Source organism: Acidisoma sp. L85 (assembly GCF_009765865.1).
Lineage (GTDB): Bacteria > Pseudomonadota > Alphaproteobacteria > Acetobacterales > Acetobacteraceae > Acidisoma.
Window position 1 is genome coordinate 77,141 of record NZ_LMUQ01000050.1, and the last position, 26,299, is coordinate 103,439.

Genomic DNA, 26,299 nt, shown 5'->3' on the forward strand with positions numbered 1-26,299 from the left:
CGCGGCCGAAGCCGCGTCCCGTCATCAATTGGTCAGTTGCCCCGTGCGGGTGCGATGCTCTTCGGTGTCGAGTTCGACGTTCAGAACAAGGGATTTCAGCTCCTTGGTCAGCACGTTGAAGCTCTCTGGCACACCGGCCTCGAAGTTGTCCTGATCGCGGACAATCGCCTCGTAGACCTTGGTGCGCCCGGACACGTCGTCCGACTTCACCGTCAGCATCTCCTGCAGCGTATAGGCGGCGCCGTAAGCCTCGAGCGCCCAGACCTCCATCTCGCCGAAGCGCTGCCCGCCGAATTGCGCCTTGCCGCCCAGCGGCTGCTGGGTCACGAGGCTGTACGGGCCGATGGAACGCGCGTGGATCTTGTCGTCCACCAAGTGGTGAAGCTTGAGCATGTAGATGTAGCCGACAGTGACCTTGCGCTCGAAGGGCTCGCCCGTGCGGCCGTCGGTGAGAACCACCTGGCCGGAGGATTCGAGACCCGCGAGGCGCAGCATGTCCTCGATGTCGGCCATCCGCGCGCCGTCGAAAACCGGCGTCGCGATCGGAATGCCCTTCTTGAGGTTGTCGCCAAGCTCCGTCAGCTGCGCCGAGGACATATTCGCGATGTCGTCGCGGAACACCTTGTCGCCATAGATGTCCTTGAGGCGATCCAGCAGCTCCTGCTGATGCGCGCCCGTGCGGCGATACTGCTCAACGAGATCACCGACCTGCTTGCCCAGCGCCGCGCAGGCCCAGCCCAGATGCGTCTCCAGAATCTGGCCGACGTTCATGCGGCTCGGCACGCCCAGCGGATTGAGCACGAGATCGACATGCGTGCCGTCCTCGAGGAACGGCATGTCCTCGATCGGCGTCACGCGGCTGACCACGCCCTTATTGCCATGGCGGCCGGCCATCTTGTCGCCGGGCTGAAGCTTGCGCTTCACGGCCACGAAGACCTTGACCATCTTCATCACGCCGGGCAGCAGCTCGTCGCCGCGCTGCAGCTTGTCGACCTTATTCTCGAAGCGCTGCTGCAGGCGATGCACGCTGGCATCGAACTCCCGCTTCAGCGTCTCGATCTCGGCCATCACGGCGTCGTCCTGCACACCCATGTGGCGCATCGTGCCGCGCGGGTGTTCGGCCAGGACTTCCTCGGTCAGCACGGTGCCGGCCTTGATGCCCTTGAAGCCGCCGGACGCCTTACGCTCCAGCAGCTTCTCCTTCATGCGGTTGAGGAAGCTGCGCTCCTGAATCGCCTTCTCGTCGTCGCGATCCTTGGCCAGACGCTCGACCTCGGCGCGCTCGATCGCCATCGAACGCTCGTCCTTGTCCACGCCACGGCGGCTGAAGACGCGGACATCAACGATGGTGCCGGAAACGCCCGGCGGCAGGCGCAGCGAGGTGTCGCGCACGTCGGAAGCTTTCTCGCCGAAGATGGCGCGAAGCAGCTTCTCCTCCGGCGTCATCGGGCTCTCGCCCTTCGGCGTGACCTTGCCGACCAGGATATCGCCCGGGTTCACTTCCGCGCCGACATAAACGATGCCGGCCTCATCCATGTTCCGCAGCGCTTCCTCGCCGACATTCGGGATGTCGCGCGTGATCTCTTCCTGGCCGAGCTTCGTGTCGCGCGCCATCACTTCGAACTCTTCGATGTGGATGGAGGTGAACACGTCGTCGCGCGCGATGCGCTCCGAGATCAGGATGCTGTCTTCGAAGTTGTAACCATTCCACGGCATGAAGGCGCAGAGCACGTTGCGGCCCAGTGCGAGCTCACCGAGTTCGGTCGAGGGACCGTCCGCGATGATGTCGCCTTCCTGCACGCGGTCGCCCACGCGCACCAGCGGCCGCTGATTGATGCAGGTCGATTGGTTGGAGCGCATGAACTTGCGCAGCCGGTAGATATCGACGCCGCCGGTCGTGCCATCCACGGAAGCCGCCCGCACCACGATACGCGCGCCGTCGATCTGGTCGATCACGCCGCCACGCCGCGCGATGATGGTCGCACCCGAATCCCGCGCCACCGCCGCTTCCATGCCAGTGCCCACGAGCGGAGCATCGGCGCGGATGAGGGGCACGGCCTGCCGCTGCATGTTCGAGCCCATCAGCGCGCGGTTCGCGTCATCATTCTCAAGGAACGGAATGAGCGCGGCGGCCACGGACACGAGCTGGCGCGGTGATACGTCCACCGCCGTCACATGATCCGGCGGAACCAGGCGGAAGTCGCCCTGATGACGAACGGAAACCAGATCCTCGGCGAAGCGGTTGCCATTCACCGGCACATCCGCCTGGGCGACGATCAGCTTCTCCTCCTCCATGGCAGAGAGGTATTTCCAGCCTTCGCTGATCTCGCCGTCCTTCACCAGGCGATACGGCGTCTCGATGAAGCCGTATTTATTCACCTTGGCGTAGGTCGCCAGCGAGTTGATCAAGCCGATATTCGGGCCTTCCGGCGTCTCGATCGGGCAGATGCGGCCGTAGTGCGTCGGATGCACGTCGCGCACCTCGAAGCCGGCGCGCTCGCGGGTCAGACCCCCCGGCCCGAGCGCGGAGAGGCGGCGCTTATGCGTCACTTCCGAGAGCGGGTTGGTCTGGTCCATGAATTGGCTGAGCTGCGAGGAGCCGAAGAACTCCCGCACGGCGGCCGCCGCCGGCTTGGCGTTGATCAGATCGTGCGGCATCACCGTGTCGATATCGACCGAACCCATGCGCTCGCGGATGGCGCGCTCCATGCGGAGCAGGCCGACGCGATACTGGTTCTCCATCAGCTCGCCGACGGAACGCACCCGGCGATTGCCGAGATTGTCGATGTCGTCGATCGAGCCGCGGCCGTCCTTCAGCTCGCAGAGGATCTGGACGGTCTTGAGCACGTCCTCCTTGCGCAGAATGCGGACGGTGTCTTCGGCATGCACGCCGAGACGCATGTTCATCTTCACGCGGCCGACGGCCGATAGGTCGTAGCGGTCGGGATCGAAGAACAAGCCACGGAACAGCGCTTCCGCCGTCTCGCTGGTCGGCGGCTCACCGGGGCGCATGACGCGGTAGATGTCGATCAGCGCGTCGTCGCGGTTGCTGTTCTTGTCCACCGAGAGCGTGTTGCGGATCCAGGGACCCTTGCTCTGATCGATCGCGAGGGTCGGCAGGCTTTTGACCCCGGCCTCCTCGAGCGCCGTAAGCTTCGCCTCGGTCAGCTCCTCGCCGGCCTCGACGAAAATCTCGCCGGTGTCGTCATTCACCAGGTCGATCGCCATGTAGCGGCCGAGCAGGTCGAGCCGGCTGGCCAGAACCTCCTTGGTCTTCTCGCCGATACGGCGGGCGAGCCGCTGCGTCATCTTCTCTTCAGGCTTGGCGACGATCTCGCCGGTCTCGGCATCGACCAGGTTCTCGAACAGCTTCATGCCGCGAAACGCATCGGGGTCGAAGGGACGCGCCCAGCCCTTGGCGCCATGCGTATAGACGACCTGGCCGTAGAAGGTGCTGAGGATCTCCTCGGCGCCCATGCCCTCGATCTCGCCGATATCCACGGTCTCGCCCTTGGCGGCGCGGGCGGCGCGCAGCGCCACGGTCTTCTCGCTGTCGAGCGCATAGAGCAGCGTGCTGACCGGCAGCTTCCGCTTGCGGTCGATGCGGACGTAGACGAGGTCCTTGCTGTCGAACTCGAAGTCGAGCCAGGAGCCGCGATAGGGGATGACGCGCGAGGCGAACAGGAACTTGCCGCTGGAATGCGTCTTACCCTTGTCGTGGTCGAAGAACACGCCCGGGCTGCGATGCATCTGGCTGACGATGACGCGCTCCGTGCCGTTGATCACGAAGGTGCCGTTATCCGTCATCAGGGGCAGGTCGCCCATATAGACGGGCTGCTCCTTGATATCGCGGATCGAGCGGCTGCCGGTGTCCTCGTCCACATCCCAGACGATGAGGCGCAGCACCACCTTCAGCGGCGCGGCAAAGGTCATGCCGCGCTGAATGCATTCCTCGACGTCGTATTTCGGCTCTTCCAGCTCGTAATAGACGAATTCCAGCCGGCCGCGCCCCGCGAAGTCGTCTATCGGAAAGACGGACTTGAAGACCTCCTGCAACCCGGTCAGGGTGCGGCTGTCGGGCGGCACGTTCATCTGGAGAAAAGCTTCGTAGCTCGAACGCTGCACGTCGATGAGATTCGGCATCGGAGCGACTTCGGGAATCCGCCCGAAGCTCTTGCGAATCCGCTTGCGTCCGGTGAAGGAGTTGTTCAAGCCACCTGAAATCGCGTTCATGCCTGCCCTTAGCCCTCGATTTCCCAACCGCCCCGGACAAGTGCCGTGCGGTGTCCGTAGTCCTGCGGCGCCCAGTTTCGGTCTCGCGGGCGCCACGACCGGCCGCGTGCCCCATCGCCTGGCGCACCCTGCCGTCTCTCTCTCAGCTACGCGGTCCTAGAACCGCGGACGGGGTGGAAATCACGTTGATTCCCACCCCTCACGCTCAGTCTTGTGCCACCCGGCGCCCGTGAGGACCCCGGATGGGTCGATTACTTGACCTCGACAGAAGCCCCATTCTCTTCCAGAACCTTGCGGATCTTCTCGGCTTCGTCCTTGGTCACGCCTTCCTTGACGGGCTTCGGCGCGGCCTCGACGAGATCCTTCGCCTCCTTCAGGCCAAGGCCCGTGATGGTGCGAACTTCCTTAATCACGTTGATCTTCTTCTCGCCGACCTTGGCGAGGATCACGGTGAACTCGGTCTGCTCCTCGACCACCGCGGCAGCGGCGGCAGGGGCAGCGGCGGCGGCGGCCACCGGCGCGGCGGCGGAAACGCCCCACTTCTCCTCGAGCAGCTTCGACAGTTCGGCAGCCTCAAGCACAGTGAGGCTGGAGAGCTCGTCCACCAGCTTGGTCAGATCGGCCATGTTTATGTGTTCCTATTATGTAAACTTCGGTCGGTTCAATGCAAGCCGGTTCTTTACCGGCCTGGCATTCCAGAGGATCGGCACGCCTGTTGTCAGGCCGCCTCGTCCTTCCTGGCATAGGCCCCGAAGACCCGCGCGAGATTGCCGGCCGGCGCCTGAACGACGCTCGCGATCCGCGTGGCAGGGGTCTGAATCAGACCCACCAGCGAAGCACGTAGCGCATCAAGCGACGGCAGTTCAGCGAGCGCCTTCACCCCAGTCGCATCAAGCGCCTGGGTTCCGAGCGCGCCGCCGATGACGACGAACTTCTCGTTGGTCTTGGCGAACTCGACAGACACCTTCGCCGCCGCCACAGGGTCCTTTGACCACGCAAGCGCGATCGGTCCCTTCAGCAGGGTCTTGATGCTATCGAATCGGGTCCCATCCAGGGCGAGGTTGGCCAGACGGTTTTTGGTTACCCTGAAGGTCACCCCTTCCGCCCGCATGCGCCGACGCAGATCCGTCACTTCAGCAACCGTCAGCCCATTATTCCGGGTAACGACCACCATCGACGTTTCCGCGAAGACCGCCGCGAGGGAAGCGACGAACTCCTGCTTCTCCGTACGGTCCATACTAACTCCGCCACAAAATCCCTCAGGAACTTCCCGAGGGCCGGGTTACCCATGGGCAGACGGAGCCGAAACTCCGCACCTGCCCGGTTCGCCTGTCCGATCAGCCGGAACCGCCAAAGCCTCGCCTCGGGCGCCGCGCCTCGCGCCGCCCGTTGTGATCCCTGGCTTCCCCGTCTCCCATCCGCGAGCCCTGGCGGCTCCTTAAGCGCGCCGTCCCGTCACCGGGCAGCGAGCACGTCTGGTCTTGGACAGGTTCGGAGGGGTCCCCCCCTCCTGCCCGTCCGGGCCTCGCGACCCGGACGAATTTCTTGCCGCTAGCTGGCGGTGAGGCTTGCCACGTCCACGCTTATGCCGGGCCCCATCGAGGAGCTCAGCGCGGCCTTCTGGACATAGGTGCCCTTGGCGCCCGCAGGCTTCGCGCGCGTCACGGCATCGGCCAGCGCCCGGATATTCTCCAGCAGCTTTTGCTCGTCGAAGCTCGCCTTGCCGATGCCGGCATGGATGATGCCCGCCTTCTCGGCGCGGAACTCAACCTGGCCAGCCTTGGCGGCTGAAACGGCGCCCTTAACGTCCATCGTCACGGTGCCGAGCTTCGGGTTCGGCATCAGGCCACGCGGCCCGAGGATCTTACCGAGGCGGCCGACGAGGGCCATCATGTCCGGCGTCGCGATGCAGCGATCGAAGGCGATCTCGCCGGCCTGGACCTTCTCGGCCAGATCCTCGGCGCCGACGACATCGGCACCAGCGGCCAGTGCTTCCTCGGCCTTGGGGCCGCGCGCGAAGACGCCGATGCGCAGGGTTTTGCCGGTGCCGTTCGGCAGGCTGATGAGACCGCGCACCATCTGGTCCGCATGGCGCGGATCGATGCCGAGGTTCATCGAGAATTCAACCGTCTCGTCGAACTTGGCGCGGGCATTGCCCTTCACCAGCTTGACGGCCTCGGCGAGGGAATAGGTCTTCTCGCGGTCGAAAGCGGCGTAACCGGCGGCGAGGCGCTTGTTCTTGGCCATCGGATCAGCCCTCCACCACCGCAAGGCCCATCGATCGGGCGGAACCGGCGAGCATGCTCACGGCGCCTTCCACATCGTTGGCATTCATATGGATCATCTTCGTGGCCGCGATCTCGCGCAGCTGGCTCATGGTCACGCGGCCGACGGTCGCGCCCTTGCCGGTGGTCGTCGAGCCCTTCTTGATGCCCGCAGCCTTCATCAGGAAATAGGTATTGGGCGGGGTCTTGAGGATGAAGGTGAAGGTGCGGTCGCCATAGGCCGTGATGACGACGGGGATCGGCATGCCGGGCTCCATGCCCTGCGTCGCGGCGTTGAATTCCTTGCAGAACTGCATAATGTTCAGGCCGCGCTGACCGAGCGCTGGGCCGACGGGCGGAGACGGATTGGCCTTCCCGGCCGGTATCTGCAGCTTGACGTAGCCGACGACTTTTTTCGCCATGACCCTCGATCCTGTCTGTGGGACGGATTAAGGACCGCGGTACATGCGAAGCCGGTCGCCCGAGCTTCTCCCGCGTTCCGATGAGACGCGGCTGATAGAGGATCGCCCCGCGCGAGTCCAGCGACACCTCTTGACGAACGCAGGTGAGCAGCCATGCACGTTCCACCGCAATCCCGCCTTCGCCGAGCATGACGAGGCGCTCGGGGGCGCCGGGCAGCTAGGCTGAGGCCCGCTAAGCCGAACGCTCCGCAAAAGCCTCCACCAGCGCGCGGATCTCGGCGGCCTCGGTCTGCTCCATCACCTTCCGCGCCAGGCGGACACAATCGTCGATCGAGACCGTGCGCACGACCAGCTTCACCTTCGGCACCGAACTCGCATTCATGCTGAGGCAGCGGAGACCCAGGCCCATGAGCAGCGGTGCGAGCTTGGGGTTCCCCGCCATCTCGCCGCAGACCGAGACCGGCTTGCGCAGCCGCAGCCCTGCCTCCGCGGTGAACTGCACCAGGCGCAATACGCCCGGATGCAGCGGATCGTAGAGCGACGCCACCTCCGCCCCGGCGCGGTCGGCCGCCATCGCATACATGGTAAGGTCGTTGGTGCCGATCGCGAAGAAATCCGCCTCCAGCGCCAGGGCATCGGCCGAAAGCGCCGCCGCCGGCGTCTCGATCATAATCCCGAGGGGCGGCTGCCGCTCCGGCAGATCAACCTTGCGGCGCCGCAGCCGCTTCAGCACGCGCGTATAGATTTCGCGGGTCGCGCGGACCTCGGCGATATTGGTGACCATCGGCAACAGTATACGTACCGGTCCGACAGCCGCCGCGCGGATGATGGCGGCGAGTTGGGTCTCCAGCAGCTCAGGATGGCGCAGCAGCATGCGCAACCCGCGCAGGCCCAGCGCCGGGTTCAGCCGAGGCGGCCCGTCGCCAATGCCGATGGCGGCCAGCGCCTCGATCTCCTTCTCGCCACCCCAGTCGAGCACACGGATGGTCACCGGATCGCCACCCATCGCCTCGATTACCGCGACATAGGCTTCGGTCTGCTCGTCCTCGCTGGGGATCTTCTGCCGGTTCATGAACAGGAACTCGGTCCGCAGCAGCCCGATGCCATCGACTCCCGCTTGGGCGATGAGCGGCAGTTCCAGCGGCACTTCGAGATTGGCGTGCAGGTCGATGATCTGGCCGTCCGTGGTCTCGGCCGGCAGGCGGCGCAGTTGTGCCAGCTTCTGCCGTTCCCGCGCGAAAGCCGCCGAGGTCCGCCGCGCCGCCGCCATCGTCGCGGCCGACGGATGGATCACCACCTCCCCGTTATTGCCGTCTACCACGAGGGTATCGCCGATATGCACCATCGCCGTGACACCGGCCGCGCCGAGCACCGCGGGAATACCAAGCGCTCGCAGCATCACCCCCGTATGGCCGTCAGCACCGCCCTCCGCCGTCACCACTCCCGCCATCCGGGCCGGGCTGAGCAGAGCGGCATCGGCGGGGCGCAGGTGGTCCACCACCAGAACCGTGCCCTGGGCGAGTTTCGCGAAACTCTGGAAGGGCGTCTCGGTGAGGTTGCGGATGAGGCGGCGACCGATTTCGCGAATTTCGTCCGCCCGGCGCCGCAGCCCGTCGCGGTCTTCGTCGGTGCCTTGCAGCACGGCCTCCGCCAATGACTCAGTCTCGGCGGCGACGGCGGTTTCCGCGGAAAAGAGATGTTCCTGGATCAGGCGGCGCACGGCCCGCAGCAGGCGGGAGGGGCCGATCATGCGGAGATAGGCGTCGATCAGCGGCTCCAGCTCCGTCCTGCCCTCATCGGGCAAGACCGTAAGCTGAGCGCGAAGCTTGCCGAGCTGGCGGCGCGACCGGCTGACCGCATCGTCCAGCCGCGCGATTTCGCCGGCTGTCTCATCCTCCGCCACCATCCGGGGCGGCAGGTCGGGGGTGTGATCCTCGAAGAGATAAGCGGGGCCGATGGCGATGCCTGATCCGACCGCGATGCCGGTCAGGCGATGCTCGACCGACGACCGCTCGCTATGAGGCGCGCCATGATGAGGGGGGCTGGGTTCGGCGGTCCCGGAACCGGCCGGGCGCCGGCTGTCAGTCTTGCTCATGGAAGCCGGCCTCGATCAACGAGGCCACGGCATCCAGTGCTTCCTTGGCGTCCCAACCCTCGGCGGTCACCTCGATGATGCTGCCATGTCCGGCACCGAGCATCATGAGACCCATGATCGAGCGGGCCGCGACAGTCTGGCCGTCGCGCGACACCTCGACCACGGCGCCGAACTGCTCGGCCGTCGTCACCAGCTTGGCGGCGGCTCGGGCATGTAGTCCACGGCGGTTGGGAATGCGTATCTGGCGGCGCAGGATCGGCTCGCCACTTGGGCTCGTCTCCGGCGCGCCGGCCTCGCTCATTTGCCGCTGCCGGCCCGCAAGCCCTGCAGCACATTCGAGGCGCAAGCGATGTATTTTCGTCCCGCGTCCTGGGCACAGACGACGGCGCTGGCGAGGTTCCGCTCACCGCGAACCTTGGCGAGCTTGACCAACATCGGCAGATTCACGCCTGCAATAACTTCGACATCTCGGCGGTCCATAAGAGAGATCGCAAGGTTACTCGGAGTGCCGCCGAACATGTCGGTCAGCAACACGACGCCATCCCCGGCATCCACCCTGTCGATCGACGCCCTTATGTCGCGGCGCCGGTCCTCCATGTTGTCGTCGGGACCGATACACACGGTCTCCACGCCCCTTTGGGGGCCGACGACATGCTCCATGGCCAAACGCAACTCCTCGGCAAGATGGCCGTGAGTGACGAGCACGAGCCCGATCATGATGGTTTCAGTGGCCTCCCTTGGCCCCTAGAGCGTGACCAATATGGTCATGCTCTCCGTAAATGCGAAATGGATAAGCGAATGCTTCTCCAGCGGCGGTCATGCGGCGGCTGATCCGGCCATCTCTGACTTTTGTTCAAGGCGATCAAGCTCGCGATGCACAATGATGGGCTTCCAGCCGCTCTCCCTCAGAACCCTAGCAAGCGCTTCTATAAGGAATACGGAACGATGGCGGCCGCCGGAGCAGCCAATGGCCAAAGTCACGTATTTTTTGCCTTCCTGCACAAAACGCGGCAGCAGCAGTGAAGCCATGCCGTTAATCGCTTCCTGAAAGGCTGCACAGTCAGGATCCGAGGCTACATATGCTCCGACCGCTGCCTCAAGACCAGTGGAAGCGCGCAGCGTCGGGTCATAGTGAGGATTGCGCAGGAAGCGGGCGTCGAAGACCATATCGGCCTCGGCCGGCAAGCCGCCACGATAGGCGAAGGACATCAACGTCAGGTTAAGGCCCTCGGAGGCAGCCACCCCGAAACGCTCGCCGATGATCTGCCGCAACGCCTGCGGCGCCAGGTTGGAGGTGTCCAGCATCAGGTCCGCGCCGATCCGCAACGGCTCGGTCAGCGCACTTTCCGCCGCGATGCCATCTCGGACCTGGCCGCGTGGGGCCAGCGGATGCCGCCGCCGCGTCTCGGTATAGCGGCGCAGCAGCGCGCCCTCGTTGGCGGTAGCGAATACCAGTTCGGGGGCAAGCTCGGGATTCGCCCGCAGCCGGTCGAGCGCGGCGAGGATCGTTTCCGCCACGAAACCCCTGGTGCGGGCGTCGATGCCGATGGCCAGCGGCCGGTCGGTCTGGGACAGCAGTTCGTCGAGCAGCGAAACCGGGGGATTGTCGATCGTCTCGTAGCCAAGGTCCTCAAAGGCATGGAGGATCGAGGATTTGCCGGCGCCCGAAAGACCGGTCACCACGACGATGCGACGTCCGGTCATGCGGCGAAGGCGCCGACTGTCATGCTCGCACGGCCGAGCAGGCAATCGAAGGCGAGCGCGAGCCGGGCCGCTGCCGAAGCGCCGCGCGGATCGAGCCGGAGGCGCGGCAGGCCGAGCATAGTGTCGCGTTCCGGTCCGGGCAGCCGGGGGACAGACGGCCCGAGTTCAGCGACCAGAACCGGGCGAATTTCCTTGAGAAAGGGCAGGCGCATCAGGCCAAGCCCCGCGACCTCGAGAAGTCCCGCAAGTGTATCGGGTGCGCGGGCCAGACCATCAGCACCAATATCAACCTGATCGTCAGCAACGAGCATGAATCCACGGTCGAGGAGACGGAGGAGGAGGTCCGACTTGCCCGAGCCAGAGGGTCCTGTGAGCAAGATCCCCTTATCCTCGCGCCCGGCACAACTGGCATGCATCAGCATTAGTTACTGAATGTGACGGCTTCGGCTTCGGTTGTGAAGTGAAAAGCCCGGACTGCCAAAGACTTGGCGTTCGCACCGCGTTTCATCCCCATCGTCTCAAGCAGTGAAATGGACCACATTGGGGAGGAAATTTCCTCAAACAAATCAGCTATGTAGCGTGCCAGCCTAGACTCGAATCAGAAAATCTCGCGGCTGTGCTCCACAGGCTTATCCACAGCTTCGGCGAGTTTCGTTTCCAGCCTCTCCCAAGCCTCTTCGATGGCAGTGAGAAGGGCGGAGCGACCCAGATCCGGGGCAATCGGCGCGCCGATCTCGAGCCGGATCACGCCAGGGCGCTTGAGGAAAGACCGGCGGCCCCAATGGCTGCCCGAGTTGGTCGCGACCGGAATGATCGGCGCTTTCGTCGCCGCGGCCAGCGCGGCCACGCCCGGATGCAGCACCCTTGCTTCGCCCGGACGGCCCCGCGTGCCTTCCGGGAAGATGATGATCCGCCGTCCCTCGGCTGCTGCCGCGGCGCCGGCGCGCATGAGATGCCGGATGGCGGCGCCGCCGCCCGTGCGGTCCACCACGATCATGCCGGCTGGTGCCATAAGGGCGCCGAAACCGGGCAGGCTCAGCAACTCGCGCTTCAGCACGTAGCTCGGGCGCGGCAACAGCATCCAGACACAGGTATCGAAGGCGGATTGGTGGATTGATGCGATGACCGCCGGGCCGTCCTTCGGGATGTGCTCGATGCCGGAGACCACAACGCGGATGTCGCAGAGACCGCGGAGCAGCAGCAGGACACTGCGCGCCCAGGCGGCGCCGACGCCGACCAGCCGGTCGGGATGCCCGCGCCTTAGCAGCCAGATGCCCTGCACCGTGAAGGCGGCGGTGACCAGGAAGAACAGGAAGTTGAACAGCAACGACGCCGCCCAGAGGCGCACCTGCCTCATGCGTTTCCGGCCTGCCGCAGGATCTCAACCCCGCGCGACGCATCGAGCTGCGCCAGCAGCCACTTGGTGTATTCGCCGAGCAGCAGCCGCCAGATCTGGACTTTCGCGCCGTCATAGATCGCCGGCGGCTGCACGCGCATCGGGTAGAGCCTGACCCCCGGCATGACGCGTGACAACTCGAGCAGCGCGCGCGGCATGTGATAGCCGGCGGTCACCACGATCAACGAATGGATGCTGTGGCGCTGAGCCCAGGCCGCCGTTTCCTCGGCATTGCCGAGTGTCGTCAGCGCCTGATGGCCGACCGTGACGTGGGTTCCCTCGGGCGGCGGCGCCAGATGGGTGGACCGCGCGACATCGTTCAAACCGACGCCCTCCGGCACGCCGGAAATCAGCAGCCGGTCCGCGCGTTGCTCCGACAGAAGCTGAAACGCGGTCTTCAGCCGCTCCCCGCCGCCGGTCAGCACGACGATGCCGTCGGCATGCACCGGCGGCACCGAGGGCGAGTAGGTATTGAGCAGGAACCACAGGAAGCCGCCGCACCAGCACAGCACGATGGCGCCGAGCAGAACGCCGATCGCCCGCCACAGCAGGTTCCGCCGCCGGGGGGTCGCGGGTTTCGCGGGCTTTACGGGTGGCGGCCTGGCGGCCTTCGCGCGGCTGGGCGGTTTGGCCGAGGCACGCGTGGCTGCCTGACGGTGTGGCATCGTCAAGGCAGCCGCCTCAACCAGCGCCGCACCGTGCCCTCGGCCGTCACGAATCCGATCGCCGCCGCGGCGAAAGGCAGGGCCGGCAGCGCGATCCAGAGCGGCAAAGGCAAGGCAATCAGCGGCTGGTCGGCCGTCGGCACGCTGCCGCCCTCCGCGAAGGGTGCCGCGAGGAAGGCGAGCCACAGCAGAACGGGCAGCGCGGCGGCGGCGCCGCCCGCGCCTCCCAGTCCCGCCAGCCGCATCGCCCGCCGGGCAAAGCTGCGCGCGATATAGGAATCGGTGGCGCCGAGGCCATGGACGATCTCGATCGCCTCCCGCCGCGCCGACAGCCCCGCCCGCGTCGCGACCGCGACGACCGCGATGGCGACGGCCACCACCACCATCAGAGCCACCGCCGCGCAAGCCTGGAGGCTGCGCGCCAGGGCGGAAAGCCGCGTCGCCCAGACATCGGCGCTTTCCACCGCCGTATCGGGCGCGACGGCGGCGAGGCGCTCGTTCAAGGCGGGCGGCGTCGCGCCCGCCGCGACCAGCTGCACAGTGACCACCGCCGGCAAGGGCAGCGCCAGGCTATCGCCCTGCGCGCCGAGCCATGGCCGCAGCAAATCGCCGAGATCCGAAGCGCTCATCGGCGTGGCGTTGCTCACCCCGGCATCCGCGCGGAGAATGGCGAGGACGGCGTCTAGCCGCGTGCCCTTGCCGCCTTGGGCCGGTTCCGTCGGGCTGGGTACCTGCACCGTGAGTTCGGCGGCGGCACCCTGGCGCCAATGCTCGGCGAGCGTTGCCGTCGCCAGGGCGCCGGCGAAGGCGAGGGCGGCCAGGAAGGCCATGGCGGCGACCAGCAGCGGCAGCAGCCGGTCCGAGATCGCGCGGCGGAGCCCGAGATCGTCGAAGCCCGAAGGCCGCAGCCGGCGATCCTGCGCCGCTTGGCGCCTGGCGGAACCGCGCGGCGCCTTAGCCATCCGAGACCAGCCGGCCGTGATCGAGCCGCAGGGCCCGCTCGGGATGCCGGGCGACCAGCGCATCATTATGGGTCGCGACGATTGCCGTGGTGCCGAGGCGGTTGAGCTCATGGAAGAGCTGCATCAGCCGCTCCGCCTGCGCGTCGTCAAGGTTGCCGGTCGGTTCGTCGGCCAGCAGAAGCCGGGGCCGGCCGATCACCGCACGGGCGATCGCTACGCGCTGCTGCTCGCCGCCCGATAATTGATGCGGCCTCGAATCGAGCTTGCCGGCAAGCCCCACCCAGCGCAGCATCTCCGTGACATCGGCCCGGATCTGGCCCTCGGGCCGGCCGGCGATGCGCAATGGCAGGGCGACATTCTCGAAGGCGGTGAGATGGGGCAGCAAGCGGAAATCCTGAAAGACCACACCGATGCGGCGGCGCAGGCGCGGCAGCACGCGACGCTCCGCCCGGCCGATATCGACACCCTGGACAAAGAGCCGGCCACGGCTTGGCCGCACGGCCAGGTAGATCAGCCGGAGCAGGCTGGTCTTGCCCGCGCCGGAAGGTCCCATCAACCAGCGAAAGCCCCCTTCGGGCACCTGAAAGGTGAGGTCGTGCAGAACCTCGACCGGGGTTTGCCCGCGCCCGTATCGCAGCCCAACGTCTTCGAGCCGTATCATCGGGGCGGCCTAGGCATGGCGCGGCGCGGCCACTTTCAGCGAAAGGTTGCAGAACGACCCGGTAACCCAGGTTGCGATCAGGATTGCACGCGGAGCGTCACTTGGCCACAATCCGCCCCCTCGCCCAGGGAGCGCCTTATAATGAAGATGTGTCGCAGCTGATGCGCCTTGTCTGCCCGGAATGCAGCGCAGCCTATGACGCGCCGGACACGCTGTTCAGCCAGTCACGGGACGTCCGGTGCAACCGCTGCGGTTTTCAATGGACCGTGATGGCTTCTCCAGCTGCGGCCCCGGCGGTCATGGAACTAACATCCGAGGTCGCCCCGCCCAAGCAGGCGACCGAACCGGCACCCGCACAGGTTGAACGCGTTGTCGTTCCGCCCGCCCCCGTTCGGGTCGAGGCCGCGCCTGTTAGTGCCGATCTCGTCAAGGCCGAACCGGTCAGGACGGAGCCCGCAAAGACCGAGCCGGTGAGGAGCGGCGTCATCAAGGCCGGCGTCATCAAAGCCGGGGACATCAAGACCGGAGATATTACGGGCGGTGGGGTGGCGCTTGCGCAGATCGAGATCGCCAAGATGCGCCCCGAGGATCTGGCGCGCGAACGGGCGCGCAAATCCTCCGCGAAGGCCGATCAGCGAACCGCCGGCCCCTCGCTTCGGCCGCAGATTGCTGAGGGGTCGCCCGAGCGGGTGGTGACGGATCGGCGAGAACCCGCGCCCTCCGGCCTCCGCGCGGCAGCCGCGGCACCTCGCTTGGCCACCCCGGCGGCAGGACCCTCGACGCGGCGGCTTTTCTCGGAGGTGGCTGAAAGCGGGAACCCGCGCGGCCCGGACGCCGAGGAGCGCCTGCTCTCCGCCGAACTGGACTATCGTTCTCCGAGCCGGTCGAGCGGCGGCTGGGTGCCGGTGGTTTTGCTACTTGCCGTCATCCTCGCGGCCTTCGCCGCCGTCATCCTGTGCAAGGAACAGATCGTGACCGCGCTCCCGGCGCTTGCCGGTCTCTACAGGGCGATCGGGTTTTAACCTTTCCGCGTAGATCAGCACGTATTCAATCTGAACTATGCTCGCCCCACCACGTCATGCTCGGCGAAGGCGTGCCATGACGGATCGTCAGCGCGTCGGGCGGGGCGGATTCTCGGCGTAATCATAGAAGCCGCGCTTCGCTTTACGGCCGACCCAGCCCGCCTCGACATATTTCACCAGCAGCGGGCAGGGGCGATACTTATCCTCCCCTAGCTCGCTATGCAGCACCCGCATGATCGAGAGGCAGGTGTCGAGCCCGATGAAATCGCCTAGTTCCAGCGGCCCCATCGGCTGATTGGTGCCGAGCTTCATCGCCGTGTCGATCGCCGCCACGGATCCCACACCATCCGCCAGCGCGAACACCGCCTCGTTGATCATCGGCACCAGGATGCGGTTGACCAGGAAAGCCGGGTGGTCCTGCGCCACCGCCACCGTTTTGCCCATGCGTTCGGCCAGCGCCTTCACCGTCTCGAAGGTCGCGTCGCTGGTGGCGATGCCCCGGATGACCTCGACCAGCTTCATCACCGGCACGGGGTTCATGAAATGCATGCCGATCACCCGCTCGGGCCGGTCCGTCGCGGCGGCCAGCCGGGTGATCGAGATCGAGGAGGTGTTGGACGCGATCAGCGCCGCCGGCTTGAGATGCGGCACGAGCCCCTTGAGGATCGCGAGCTTGACCTCCTCGCGCTCCGTCGCCGCCTCGATCACCAGATCGCAGCCGCTGAGCCCGGCATTCTCCGTCGCCGTCCGGATGCGCGCGCGGGCCGCGCCCCGCGCCTCCGCCGTCAGTATGCCCTTCTGCTCCTGCCGCCCGAGATTGCGGTCGATCGCCGCCAGGGCGCGCTCCAGCACCTCCGGTGCCACATCCAGCAGCGTGACGCCGAGCCCGGCCACCGCCGAGACTTGCGCGATGCCCTGCCCCATCTGGCCCGCGCCAATGACGCCGATGGTCTCGATCGCCTTTGCCGTCATCGCGTGCTCCCGTTCAGCGCATCATGAGGAGGATGGCGACGATCGCGATCGCCAGGCCTTGCAGCAGAACGCGGAGCTGCATGAGCCGGTTGGACCGGCGCGGATTGCCGCTGCCCTTGATCATGCCGCCGACACCCGCGACCAGCGTCGCGACGACGCCCATCATGGTGAGGATCAGCAGGACCGTCAGAAATGTCTTCACGGCCGGAGCTTAAAGCATAAAGCCAGGGGGCTGGCAGCCCGGTCACGCCTGCCGTAACGAGCGTCACACCCGCGCGGCCAAAATACTGCCGCAGTCGCGGCGCGTCTGTCCGCCATCGTCCTTGGGAACATTACGCTCTTGACCCTGTCGCTTGCCCGTTTCGCGCCCCGCCTCCCGTTCGTTCCGCGTCTGGCGCTGCTGTCCCTCATCCTCTGCCTAGCGGCACTGCCGGGGCGGTCCGCTGGGGCAGCTGACAGCGCCGCACCGCCTGCGATCAGCGCCGACCAGGCCCGCCACGTTCTCTCCGTGCTCCAGGATCCGGCGCGGCGGCGTGACTTCATCGATACGCTGCAAGCGATCGCGGCTGGCTTGCCGCCAAGCGCTGCCGTGGCCTCTGCTCCCCCGGTTCCCGCTGCGGCGAAACCACCCGAGGCTCCGCCCGCTGCAAATTCGGCCGCGCCGGGGCCGCCTGCCGCCAATGTGGCGACCCCCGCACCACCGGCAAAGCCTGGCACGCCACCGGCCGCCGCGCCGCCGGCGCCCGCCAAGAACACCTCGCTCGCCGACCACCTCAAGATCCCCCTGCAAGCGGATAGCCTCGGGGCCGAGCTGCTGGCGGATGCCTCGTCGAAGGTTGCCGCCGTCGCCAATGGCATGCGGCACGGCCTAGATTTTCAGGAGCAAGCGCGCGCCCTTGGCGCCTGGGTCGGGATCACCTGGCGCGATTCCTGGGTGCGGGCGCAGATCCCGCGCCTGTTGTGGGAAATCGCGCTCATTCTCGGCTGCGGCATAGCGGCCGATTACCTCCTCGGCTGGGCGCTGCGCCGTCCGCGCCGTGCCCTGCTGAGCTGGGCGGAAGCCCGGCTGCGCATCGCCCGCGCGTCGCGGGCCGAGGCCGGGGTCGATCTCGAAACCCGGCGGCAGCGTGTGGCTCAGCGGCTGTTCCTCAGGCGCCTCCCGGCGCTCGCCGGCTATTTCGTGCTGGAGTTCCTGCCGACCCAGGCTTTCGCCCTGGTGGTCTTCATTCTGTTCAGCCTCATCATCCCGAATAACCAGGTCGACCGCCTGACAATCGGCGCAATCGCCAATGCCTATCTCGTCACGCGCCTCATCATGTCCGGGCTCCGGGTTCTGCTGACGCCCGATAGCGACGCGCTGCGCTCCTTCCGCCTCACCAGCCCGCAGGCTGTTTCCGTGCTGCAATGGCTGCTGCGGCTGGTAGCGACGGTGACGGTGGGCCACGCCATCATTCGCGTCTGCCTCGTCTTCGGCCTGTCGCTTTCGGCGCAGGCGGCGCTCGTCAAGCTCGTCGTGCTGGTGGTGCATCTTCTGGCACTTGCCATGATCATCCAGGAACGCGCCGCCATCACCGCCTGGCTGCGGCCTCTACCGGGCGCAAAGGGCGCCAGGCTACGCGGTGCCTTCGCCCGGAGCTGGTATCTCGTCGCGGTCTTCTACCTCGTCGCGGTCTGGATCGTCCGGGTGCTAGACATCCCAAATGCCTTCGAGGAAGTGATTCGCTTCATTGTCGTGACCGCCGTCGTGCTCGGCGTCGCTCGCTTCCTCACTTTATCCGGCCAAGGTCTCGTCGGACGGCTGGCGAGCCCGGCGGAGGAGGACGAGCCGCCGCGCTCCACCTTCCGCATCCGGCTCCGCCGCTACGAGGCGCTGCTGCGCGGCGGTGTCGCCGCCATCATCCTGGTCTTCGCCGTCTTTGCTTTGTTGCAAGGCTGGGGCCTCGACCCCTGGGGCTGGCTGACCAGCGGGCCGCTCGGCGGCCGCATCGTCAGCGCCTTGGTCAATGTTATCGCCACTTTCATCGCCGCCCTGGTCGCCTGGGAACTGGCCAATGCGGGTCTCGGCCACCGCATCGACCGGCTGGAGCGGGAGGGCAAGCGCAGCCGCGCGGCGCGTCTCCGCACCCTGCTGCCGATGCTGCGCACCGCTCTCATCGTGGTCTTCGCCATCGTCCTGTTCCTTGTGGCGCTCAGCGAGATCGGGGTGAATATCGCGCCGCTGCTGGCCGGCGCCGGGGTGATCGGCATCGCGGTCGGTTTCGGTTCGCAGAAACTGGTGCAGGACCTCATCAACGGCCTCTTCCTGCTGCTTGAGGATGCGGTGCAGGTCGGGGATGTCGTCTCCCTCGCCGGGCTGACCGGCGTCGTGGAGCATCTCTCGATCCGCAGTATCCGGCTGCGGTCGGAGGACGGGTCGGTCCATCTGGTGCCCTTCAGCGCCGTCAGCAGCGTCACCAACATGACGCGGGACTTCGCCTATGCGGTCGCCAAGCTCACGGTGTCCTACAGCGAGGACCCCGACGAGGTGATGGGCGCGCTGCGCGACATCGTGGCTGAGATGCGCCGCGAGCCGACCTGGCAGCCGCTGATCCTCACGGATATCGAGATGCAGGGCGTCGATAATTTCGGCGAGCGCGGCCTCACCATCAACTGCCGCATCCGCACCGGCCCGTTCAGCCGAGGCGCCGTGGCGCGCGAATTCAACCGCCGCATCCAGATCCGCTTCGCCGCGATGGGCGTAGAAATGTCGGCCCCCCGCCGCCCGGTCGAGGCGACGCCAGCGGCTCCGGAGCGGGAAGCAGCTCCCGCTGGCATTCGCGTTGCGCCGGCGGGTTGAGTTGGCGAGCAGAGACCGGCGTCACGTCATCTTCGCGAAAGCCGGGCATGACGATAGCGGCAGCGAACCAGGCCGATTCCGCGCGTCCAACTGGAAACGATTTCTAAAGGCTTCACGCCTCTGGTGCGATCCAGTATTGCGGGCGCCGCTTACCATTGACGTCGGCGTGATCGGCGCCGGCACTACGCCGGGCGAGGATTGGGTCGATTATGTGGGTGCAGACGAAGCTTGCGGCGACCGCGCGATTCAGCAGCCGCCGCGCACCTTTGGTGGTTCTCCTCGCCCTGCTCGTGGCGATCGGCTGCGCGATGTTCACCGCGCGGCACCTCAGGATCGACACCGACACGGATAACCTCTTCTCGCCTCGCCTGCCGTGGCGCCATGCGCAGATCGCGATGGACAAGCTCTTCCCGCAATATAACGACCTGATCGTCGGCGTGGTGCAGGGTGCCACCCCCGAGGAGGCGGATGCGGCCGCCAGCGCCATCGCCAAGGCGGCCGCCGCCGACCCCGCACATTTCAGGACCGTGCGCCGGCCGGATGCGTTGCCCTTTTTCAAGACCGAGGGGCTGCTGTTTCTGTCGCTCGCTGACCTCAACGCCTTGCTGAACAATCTCATCCAGGCGCAGCCCTTCATCGGGCAACTCGCGGCCGACCCTTCGATGCGCGGCCTTCTCACCGCGATTGGCCTGATCGGCCAGGGCGCGGCGGCGGGGCAGGTCAATATCTCGCCCTATGACACCGCCTTGAATGGCTTCCATAACGGCCTCGTCGCGGCCTCAGGCGGCAAGCCGGAGCCGCTGTCCTGGCAGCGGCTGCTCGGCGGCGGCCTCAGTGATCGCGCCGGGCCCTATCGCTTCGTGCTCATCCAGCCGGTGCAGGATTATAACAATATCGAGCCCGGCGCCGCCGCCACCGACGCGCTCCGCCGCATCGCCGCGTCCGTGCCCGATATCCGCGACGGCCGCGCCTCCCTCCAGCTCACCGGCCAGATCGCCCTCGCCGACCAGCAATTCGCCTCCCTGACCCAGGGCATCGTCATCGACAGCGTGGTGACGCTCATCCTCATCATACTGTGGTTGGTGCTCGCGGTGCGCCGCGTCCGCTACATCGTGGCAATTCTGCTCACGCTGGTGCTGGGACTTTTCGTCACCACCGGCTTCGCGGCGCTAGCTATCGGCACGCTCAACCTGATCTCCGTCGCCTTTGCCGTGCTGTTCGTCGGCCTCGCGATCGACTTCGCGATCCAGATTTGCGTGCGCTACCGCGATGAGCGCCGGACCGACGTCGATACCGCCACCGCGCTCGCGGTGACCATGACCAAGGCGGGAACCTCGGTGCTACTCGCGGCACTCGCGACCTCGGCTGGCTTCCTCGCCTTCGTGCCGACCAATTTCATCGGCGTCGCCGAACTCGGTCTCATCGCCGGCGTCGGCATGCTGATCGCCTTCGCCTGTTCGGTGACGTTCCTGCCTGCGATGATCACCCTGCTGCGCCTGCCCGCGGAATCCGGCGAGGTCGGTTTTGGCTCCCTCGCCCCAGCGGACACCCTGCTGCGGCGCCACCATCGCGTGGTCCTCGGCGTCTTCGCGGCCCTGGCGGTGATCGCCGTCATCCTGCTGCCGCGGTTGAACTTCGATAGCGATCCGCTCGACACCCAGGACCCGCATAGCGAGGCGATGCGCACGCTGCGGGAACTCATCAACAACCCTGTCACCAACCCTTATTCGATTGACGTCATCGCGCCCTCGGTCGCCGCCGCCGCCCCGCTCACCGACCGGCTCGGCAAGCTCCCGCTGGTTCACGAGGCGATCAGCGTGACGAGCTTCGTGCCCTCGGATCAGCAGGCCAAGCTCGAAACCATCGCCGACACCGCGCAGATCCTGGCGCCCACCCTGAGCCCCGGTCCCGCCGCGCCGGTGACGCCGGGCGATATCCGCATCGCGGCGCGAACCGCCCAGAAGGAAATCGAGGCGGCCCGCAGCCATCTGCCGCCGACCAGTCCGCTGCTGCGGATCGGCGACGACCTGACCAAGCTCGCCGGCGAGTCGGATGCCCAGCTCATGGCGACGAATACGGCTCTCATCCGCTTCCTGCCGACCGAACTCGACAGCCTGCGCACCGCGCTCTCGGCGCAGCCGGTCACCTTCGCGACCCTGCCGCAGGACCTCAAGCAGGACTGGGTGACGCCGGACGGCCAGGCGCGCATCCAGATTCTGCCGCAGCCTAACGCGCGCAACAGCGCCGGGCTGCGTGCCTTCGTCCAGCAAGTGACGGCCGTGGCGCCGGGCGCCGGCGGTGCTGCGGTCACGGTGATCCGCAGCGCTCAAACCATTGTCGGCGCCTTCCGAGAGGCGGCAGTGCTGGCGCTGTTTGCGATCGCGGCGATCCTGTTCATCATGCTGCGGCGCCCGGTCGACGTGCTGATGATCCTGGCGCCGCTGGTGCTGTCGTCGCTGATGACGGTGATCGTCATCGTGCTGCTGCCGCTGCCGCTGAACTTCGCCAATGTCATCGCCTTGCCTCTGCTGCAGGGCGTCGGTGTTTCCTTCAACCTTTATTTCGTGATGAACTGGGCGCGTGGGGACCGGAGTTTCCTCGCCTCCTCCACCGCGCGGGCGATCCTGTTCTCGGCCCTCACGACCGGCACGGCTTTCGGATCGCTCGCTTTTTCGCATCACCCTGGAACGGCGAGCATGGGCAAGCTGTTGCTCATCAGCCTGGGCTGCACCCTGGTGGCGACCTTCGTTTTCGAGACGGCTCTGCTCTACGCCGTGCCGCCGCCGGGCGCCCCGCGTAAGCGCGATACGAAATCTGAGGAATATATCAGAGAATCTTAAGATCGCCGGTGATTTCGTTGCGGGATCGTATTATACCGTACGGATGGGCATCAATCAGTCGCAATACCTCCCCAGCCGCGTTCTAGGCGGCCTACGTCATGCGGCCACCGCGGGGCTCGACCTTTTGCTGCCGCCGCAATGTCCGATCTGCGGCAAGCTCGTCGATGGGATGGGCCGGCTATGCGCGAACTGCTTCGGGCAGACGCATTTTATTTCCGCGCCGTTTTGCAGTTGCTGCGGCGTTCCCTTCGCGACCGCCGGCGAAGGCGGCGCGCTCGCTCTCTGCCCAGGCTGCCTATCGCATCCCCCCGCTTTCCGCAGCGCCCGCGCGGCGCTGAGTTACGACGAACAGGCGCGCCGCCTCATCCTGCCGTTCAAGCATGCGGATCGGACAGAACTCGCCCCCGTCCTTGCCGCCATGATGGCGCGCGCGGGAGCGGAGCTGCTGGCCGAAACCGACGTGCTGGTGCCGGTGCCGCTCCACCGCACCCGATTGCGCCATCGGCGCTACAACCAGTCGGCCCTGCTCGCCGTCGCCCTCGCGCGGCGCTGCGGCAGGCCCTGGCTCGCCGATGCCCTGAGGCGCCAGCGGCCGACACCCGCGCTCGGCGAATTGGGCGCGGCCGCGCGGGCCGAGGCGGTGGCCGGCGCCTTCACCGGCGCACCTGGACGAATGGTCTTCGGCGGCCGAAAGGTTCTCCTCATCGACGATGTCATGACCTCCGGGGCGACCGCGTCCGCCTGCGCCACGGCGCTGCTGGCGGCGGGTGCGGCGCGGGTTGATGTTCTCGTGGCGGCCCGGGTCCCCGATCCGCGCGGGGGCTGACCCGCTTCCGTTGCCGACGCGTCCCTCTTGCCGATTTCCGCCGGTTATCCGATGTCCATCTCTCACAGCGAGAGGCGACCATGGCCGACGTCGAAATCTACACCCAGCCCTATTGCCCGTTTTGCAGTCGCGCCGTGGCTCTCCTGACCTCGAAGAAGGTCTCGTTCCGCGAGATTGACGCAGCCCACGGCACCCGCGAGCGTGAAGAGGCGAGCCGTCGCTCCGGCGGCCGCACCACCATGCCGCAGATCTTCATCGACGGCCGGCATATCGGCGGCTGTGACGATCTCGTCGCCCTGGACCGTCGCGGCGGCCTGGATGAGCTTCTGGGCGTTTCGGCGAGTTAGCGCGCGGCGCTACCGCGGCCCGGTCGCATGATGGCCTGACATCTCGCTGCCGGCTGAGCGTGGCAGGCGCAAAGCCAGCGGCGCAGCCGGCAGCATGATGGCCGCAACAAAGAGGAACGCCACCGAATAGTCGGCGAGGCCGGGATGGGCGCGCCCGCCGAGTGCTGCTGCCCCTGCAAGAACCGCCGCGCCGACCGTAACGCCCAGGGTCAAGGAAAGCTGCTGCAGAGTGCTATAGAGGCTGGTCGCCTGGCTCATGCGGGCAGCCGGGATATCGGCATAGGCGATGGTGTTGTAGGCGGTGAACTGCAACGACCGGAAAAACCCACCCGCCAGCAGCGCGGCATAGAGTGCGGGCGCCGGCCAGGCCGGCCGGAACGCCGCGACCAGCGCCACAAAGACCACCGCGATCCCGCCATTCGCCGCGAGAACCGTGCGAAACCCGTAGCGATGCAGCAGTGGCCGCGCGACCGGCTTCATGATCAGCGCGCCCGCCGCGCTGACGAAGGTGATCAGCCCGCTCCGCAGCGGCGACAGCCCGAAGCCAAGTTGCAGCATGAGCGGCAGCAGGAAGGGCAGCGCGCCGATCCCGATGCGGAACAGCGAGCCGGACAGCACGGAGAGCGCGAAAGTCGGAATCCGCAACAGGCCGAGATCGAGCAACGGATGCGGATGGCTCCGCGCATGCAGCAGATAGCCGAGGCCGGCGATCAGCCCCATCGCCATCAGGCCCGCGGCCGGCAGCGGTGGCAGGGCGCCTTTCCCGAACGAGGAACCGCCGATGATCAGCCCGACCATCGTGGCGCTGGCCAGCACCTGCCCCCAAAGGTCGAAATGGCCCGGCGCGCCCGGACCGTCGGCTCGGATGAACAGCGACACCATGGTCACGCCGGCAATTCCAATCGGCACATTGATGCCGAAAATCCAATGCCAGGACAGCGTGGTGACGAGGAGCCCGCCTAGCGGAGGGCCGATCACGGGACCCAGCAAGGCCGGAACCGTCAGCCAGGACATTGCCTGTAGCAGCTCCGATTTCCGCACCGATCGCAGCAGCAGCAGCCGGCCGACCGGCACCATCATCGCCCCGCCGATACCTTGCAGCACCCGCGCGGCCACCAACTCACCGAGCCCGCTCGCGGCACCGCAGAGAACCGAGGCAAGGGTGAAGACGACGATCGCCGCCCGGAAGACCTCGCGCGCGCCGAGGCGGTCGGCGATCCACCCGCTTGCCGGGATGAAGGCGGCGAGGCTGACGAGATACGAAGTCACGACGATATTCATGCTGACGGGCGAGACATCGAAAGACCGCGCCATCGCCGGCAGTGCCGTCGTTACGACCGTCGAGTCGAGGTTCTGCATGAACAGCGCGCTGGCGACGATGAGTGCCACCATCCGCATCCCTGGTCCTGAGACTAAGCTATCGCTGTCGGTGTCGCGCCCCGGGGCAGGCGGTGGCTGGCTGTTCAGGGGCAAGCCGGCGCGGCCGCTCAAGGCAGCAGGATGGTGCTGCCTGTCGTGCTGCGGGATTCGAGGGCGCGATGGGCGTCGGCCGCGTCCTTAAGGGCGAAGCGCTGGCCGATCCGCACCTTGACCGCGCCACTACGGATCGCCCCGAAAACGGCGGTCGCGGCTTGGTCGAGGTCCTCCCGCTTCGCGGTATAGGTCGCCAGGCTCGGTCGGGTGAGAAAAAGGCTGCCCTTGGCGCCCAGAGTCGCGATTTCCAGCGGCGGAACCGGGCCGGAGGCGCTGCCATAGCTCACCATCATGCCGAGCGGCGCCAGACAGTCGAGGCTCGCGAGAAAGGTGTCCCGCCCCACGCTGTCATAGACCACGGGCACCATCGCGCCTTCCGTCATCGCCTTGACGCGGGCGGGCAGGTCCTCAGTGGTCAGGATGATATCGGTCGCGCCATGCGCTCGAGCAAGTTCGCCTTTCTCGGCCGTCGAGACGACGCCGATGACATTCGCGCCGAGATAGCGCGCCCATTCGCAAAGAACGAGCCCGACGCCGCCCGCCGCGGCATGCACCAGGATCGTGACCCCCGGGGTCACGCGAAAGGTGCGATGGATCAGGTAGTAGGAGGTCATGCCCGCCATCATCATGGCTGCGCCATCGTCGAAGCTGATGTCGTCCGGTAGCCGAACCAGGCGGTCCGCCGGCATGACCCGCCGCTCAGCGTAGGCGCCAAGCGGGGGCGACGAATAGGCGACGCGATCCCCGGCGGCGAGAGACGTGACGCCCGCGCCCACCGCAAGAACGGTACCAGCCGCCTCGATGCCGGGCGTGGCAGGCAAGGGCATCTTGTAGAGGCCGCTGCGAAAATAGACGTCGATGAAGTTGAGACCGATGGCGACGTGTTTGATCAGAACCTGGCCGGGTCCCGCCTCCGGCGTGGGCACCTGTTCCCAGACCAGCACTTCGGGGCCACCGGCCTCGTGCATACGGATGGCATAGCTCATGTAGGCATCCTAGTAGCCGCCGCAAGCTGGGCGGAAATACGCGGCGCCGGCACCGCCACCCCCTCCAGCGCCAGAAGATGGCGCTTCGTCTCAAGCCCCTCGCCGGCACTGTAGCCACCGATCGCGACGCGGCCGGCGACCGCCGAGAGCACGCGGTGGCAGGGGATGAGGATCGGGATAGGGTTATTGGCCATGGCGCCACCGATCGATCGCGCGGAGCCGCCGGACCGTATTGCCAACTCCCGGTAGCTCAAGGTCTCACCCCATGCGAGGCGGCGCAACTCTTCCCAGACGCGGCGGCGATAAGGCGTGCCATGGGGCGCGACCGGCAGGCTCATCTTGAGCCTTTCGCCATCGAAATAACGCTGCAGCCAGTCCCGCGCCGTCAGCAGCAGTGGCGTTGCCGTTTGGTCTCTGCCCCAGCCCCAATCGAGCGCGACGATGGCACCATCCTCTTCGGAAAGGGTGATCGCGCCGATCGGCGTGTGCAGCGACAGTTGCGGCAAAGCCCGATCCTCGCGGTGGCTTGTCATGCCAATCCTCCGTGCCGCGCCTGTCAAGCGGCATCACGGGGCGTAGACGGATGGAGCAGAGC

The 26,299-nt window shown here is 66.7% G+C and carries 24 protein-coding genes; 5 read left to right on the forward strand and 19 right to left on the reverse strand.

Annotated elements, in window-relative coordinates; genetic code table 11:
- Positions 1-24 precede the first annotated feature (24 nt).
- From rpoB to ftsE, 14 genes are all read right to left on the reverse strand, one after another.
- Positions 25-4,233: a DNA-directed RNA polymerase subunit beta gene (rpoB, locus tag GSQ83_RS15630; protein ID WP_158803803.1), complete on the reverse strand. Its 4,209-nt coding sequence runs from the start codon at positions 4,231-4,233 to the stop codon at positions 25-27.
- Between the two features lie 251 nt (positions 4,234-4,484).
- Complete coding sequence (rplL, locus tag GSQ83_RS15635; protein ID WP_158803804.1) at positions 4,485-4,859, reverse strand: 50S ribosomal protein L7/L12; 375 nt, start codon at positions 4,857-4,859, stop codon at positions 4,485-4,487.
- 92 nt (positions 4,860-4,951) lie between these two features.
- The gene (rplJ, locus tag GSQ83_RS15640) at positions 4,952-5,470 is read right to left on the reverse strand and encodes a 50S ribosomal protein L10 (protein ID WP_158803805.1); all 519 of its coding nucleotides are present in this window, start codon (positions 5,468-5,470) and stop codon (positions 4,952-4,954) included.
- Positions 5,471-5,784: 314 nt separating this feature from the next.
- Complete coding sequence (rplA, locus tag GSQ83_RS15645; protein WP_158803806.1) at positions 5,785-6,480, reverse strand: 50S ribosomal protein L1; 696 nt, start codon at positions 6,478-6,480, stop codon at positions 5,785-5,787.
- Positions 6,481-6,484: 4 nt separating this feature from the next.
- On the reverse strand, positions 6,485-6,919 hold the full coding sequence (rplK, locus tag GSQ83_RS15650; protein WP_158803807.1) for a 50S ribosomal protein L11: 435 nt from the start codon (positions 6,917-6,919) through the stop codon (positions 6,485-6,487).
- A 232-nt stretch (positions 6,920-7,151) separates the two neighbouring features.
- Complete coding sequence (ptsP, locus tag GSQ83_RS15655) at positions 7,152-9,014, reverse strand: phosphoenolpyruvate--protein phosphotransferase (protein WP_158803808.1); 1,863 nt, start codon at positions 9,012-9,014, stop codon at positions 7,152-7,154.
- Positions 9,001-9,315 (reverse strand): HPr family phosphocarrier protein, encoded by a 315-nt coding sequence (locus GSQ83_RS15660; protein WP_158803809.1) that lies wholly within the window; start codon positions 9,313-9,315, stop codon positions 9,001-9,003. Before GSQ83_RS15660 ends, ptsP begins: the two co-directional genes overlap by 14 nt.
- A complete protein-coding gene (locus GSQ83_RS15665) occupies positions 9,312-9,731 on the reverse strand; it encodes a PTS sugar transporter subunit IIA (RefSeq protein WP_158803810.1) in 420 nt (139 codons plus the stop codon). Before GSQ83_RS15665 ends, GSQ83_RS15660 begins: the two co-directional genes overlap by 4 nt.
- Before the next feature lie 99 nt (positions 9,732-9,830).
- Positions 9,831-10,718, reverse strand: a complete 888-nt coding sequence (rapZ, locus tag GSQ83_RS15670; RefSeq protein ID WP_158803811.1) for an RNase adapter RapZ — start codon at positions 10,716-10,718, stop codon at positions 9,831-9,833.
- A complete protein-coding gene (locus GSQ83_RS15675; RefSeq protein ID WP_158803812.1) occupies positions 10,715-11,140 on the reverse strand; it encodes a hypothetical protein in 426 nt (141 codons plus the stop codon). Before GSQ83_RS15675 ends, rapZ begins: the two co-directional genes overlap by 4 nt.
- 176 nt (positions 11,141-11,316) lie before the next feature.
- Positions 11,317-12,075 (reverse strand): 1-acyl-sn-glycerol-3-phosphate acyltransferase, encoded by a 759-nt coding sequence (locus tag GSQ83_RS15680; RefSeq protein ID WP_158803813.1) that lies wholly within the window; start codon positions 12,073-12,075, stop codon positions 11,317-11,319.
- Positions 12,072-12,779: a YdcF family protein gene (locus GSQ83_RS15685; RefSeq protein ID WP_254065724.1), complete on the reverse strand. Its 708-nt coding sequence runs from the start codon at positions 12,777-12,779 to the stop codon at positions 12,072-12,074. The genes GSQ83_RS15680 and GSQ83_RS15685 overlap by 4 nt, the downstream gene beginning before the upstream one ends.
- 2 nt (positions 12,780-12,781) lie before the next feature.
- On the reverse strand, positions 12,782-13,741 hold the full coding sequence (locus tag GSQ83_RS15690; protein WP_254065722.1) for an FtsX-like permease family protein: 960 nt from the start codon (positions 13,739-13,741) through the stop codon (positions 12,782-12,784).
- Positions 13,734-14,402, reverse strand: coding sequence for a cell division ATP-binding protein FtsE (gene ftsE, locus GSQ83_RS15695; protein WP_158803815.1), 669 nt, complete (start codon positions 14,400-14,402; stop codon positions 13,734-13,736). The genes GSQ83_RS15690 and ftsE overlap by 8 nt, the downstream gene beginning before the upstream one ends.
- Before the next feature lie 101 nt (positions 14,403-14,503).
- Here ftsE and GSQ83_RS15700 point away from each other — a divergent pair, with 101 nt between their 5' ends.
- Positions 14,504-15,424, forward strand: a complete 921-nt coding sequence (locus GSQ83_RS15700) for an MJ0042-type zinc finger domain-containing protein (protein WP_158803816.1) — start codon at positions 14,504-14,506, stop codon at positions 15,422-15,424.
- An 87-nt stretch (positions 15,425-15,511) separates the two neighbouring features.
- Here GSQ83_RS15700 and GSQ83_RS15705 read toward each other — a convergent pair whose 3' ends face one another.
- A complete protein-coding gene (locus GSQ83_RS15705) occupies positions 15,512-16,396 on the reverse strand; it encodes a 3-hydroxybutyryl-CoA dehydrogenase (RefSeq protein WP_158803817.1) in 885 nt (294 codons plus the stop codon).
- A gap of 13 nt (positions 16,397-16,409) precedes the next feature.
- On the reverse strand, positions 16,410-16,598 hold the full coding sequence (locus GSQ83_RS15710; RefSeq protein ID WP_158803818.1) for a twin transmembrane helix small protein: 189 nt from the start codon (positions 16,596-16,598) through the stop codon (positions 16,410-16,412).
- Positions 16,599-16,736: 138 nt separating this feature from the next.
- Between GSQ83_RS15710 and GSQ83_RS30955 the strand changes: the two genes are divergently transcribed.
- The 4 genes from GSQ83_RS30955 (at position 16,737) to grxC (ending at position 23,245) form a co-directional block, all read left to right on the forward strand.
- A complete protein-coding gene (locus tag GSQ83_RS30955) occupies positions 16,737-19,232 on the forward strand; it encodes a mechanosensitive ion channel domain-containing protein (protein WP_158803819.1) in 2,496 nt (831 codons plus the stop codon).
- A 209-nt stretch (positions 19,233-19,441) separates the two neighbouring features.
- Complete coding sequence (locus GSQ83_RS15720; protein ID WP_158803820.1) at positions 19,442-22,072, forward strand: MMPL family transporter; 2,631 nt, start codon at positions 19,442-19,444, stop codon at positions 22,070-22,072.
- A 43-nt stretch (positions 22,073-22,115) separates the two neighbouring features.
- Complete coding sequence (locus GSQ83_RS15725; RefSeq protein ID WP_158803821.1) at positions 22,116-22,898, forward strand: double zinc ribbon domain-containing protein; 783 nt, start codon at positions 22,116-22,118, stop codon at positions 22,896-22,898.
- An 80-nt stretch (positions 22,899-22,978) separates the two neighbouring features.
- Positions 22,979-23,245, forward strand: a complete 267-nt coding sequence (gene grxC / locus GSQ83_RS15730) for a glutaredoxin 3 (RefSeq protein ID WP_158803822.1) — start codon at positions 22,979-22,981, stop codon at positions 23,243-23,245.
- A 9-nt stretch (positions 23,246-23,254) separates the two neighbouring features.
- On the opposite strand, the gene GSQ83_RS15735 is transcribed toward grxC, so the two are convergent.
- The 3 genes from GSQ83_RS15735 to GSQ83_RS15745 form a co-directional block, all read right to left on the reverse strand.
- Entirely contained in the window at positions 23,255-24,643 is a 1,389-nt protein-coding gene (locus GSQ83_RS15735) for an MFS transporter (protein ID WP_158803823.1), read from the reverse strand.
- 89 nt (positions 24,644-24,732) lie between these two features.
- The gene (locus tag GSQ83_RS15740) at positions 24,733-25,704 is read right to left on the reverse strand and encodes a quinone oxidoreductase (RefSeq protein WP_158803824.1); all 972 of its coding nucleotides are present in this window, start codon (positions 25,702-25,704) and stop codon (positions 24,733-24,735) included.
- The gene (locus tag GSQ83_RS15745) at positions 25,701-26,210 is read right to left on the reverse strand and encodes a methylated-DNA--[protein]-cysteine S-methyltransferase (RefSeq protein ID WP_174246670.1); all 510 of its coding nucleotides are present in this window, start codon (positions 26,208-26,210) and stop codon (positions 25,701-25,703) included. Before GSQ83_RS15745 ends, GSQ83_RS15740 begins: the two co-directional genes overlap by 4 nt.
- Positions 26,211-26,299: the final 89 nt, after the last annotated feature.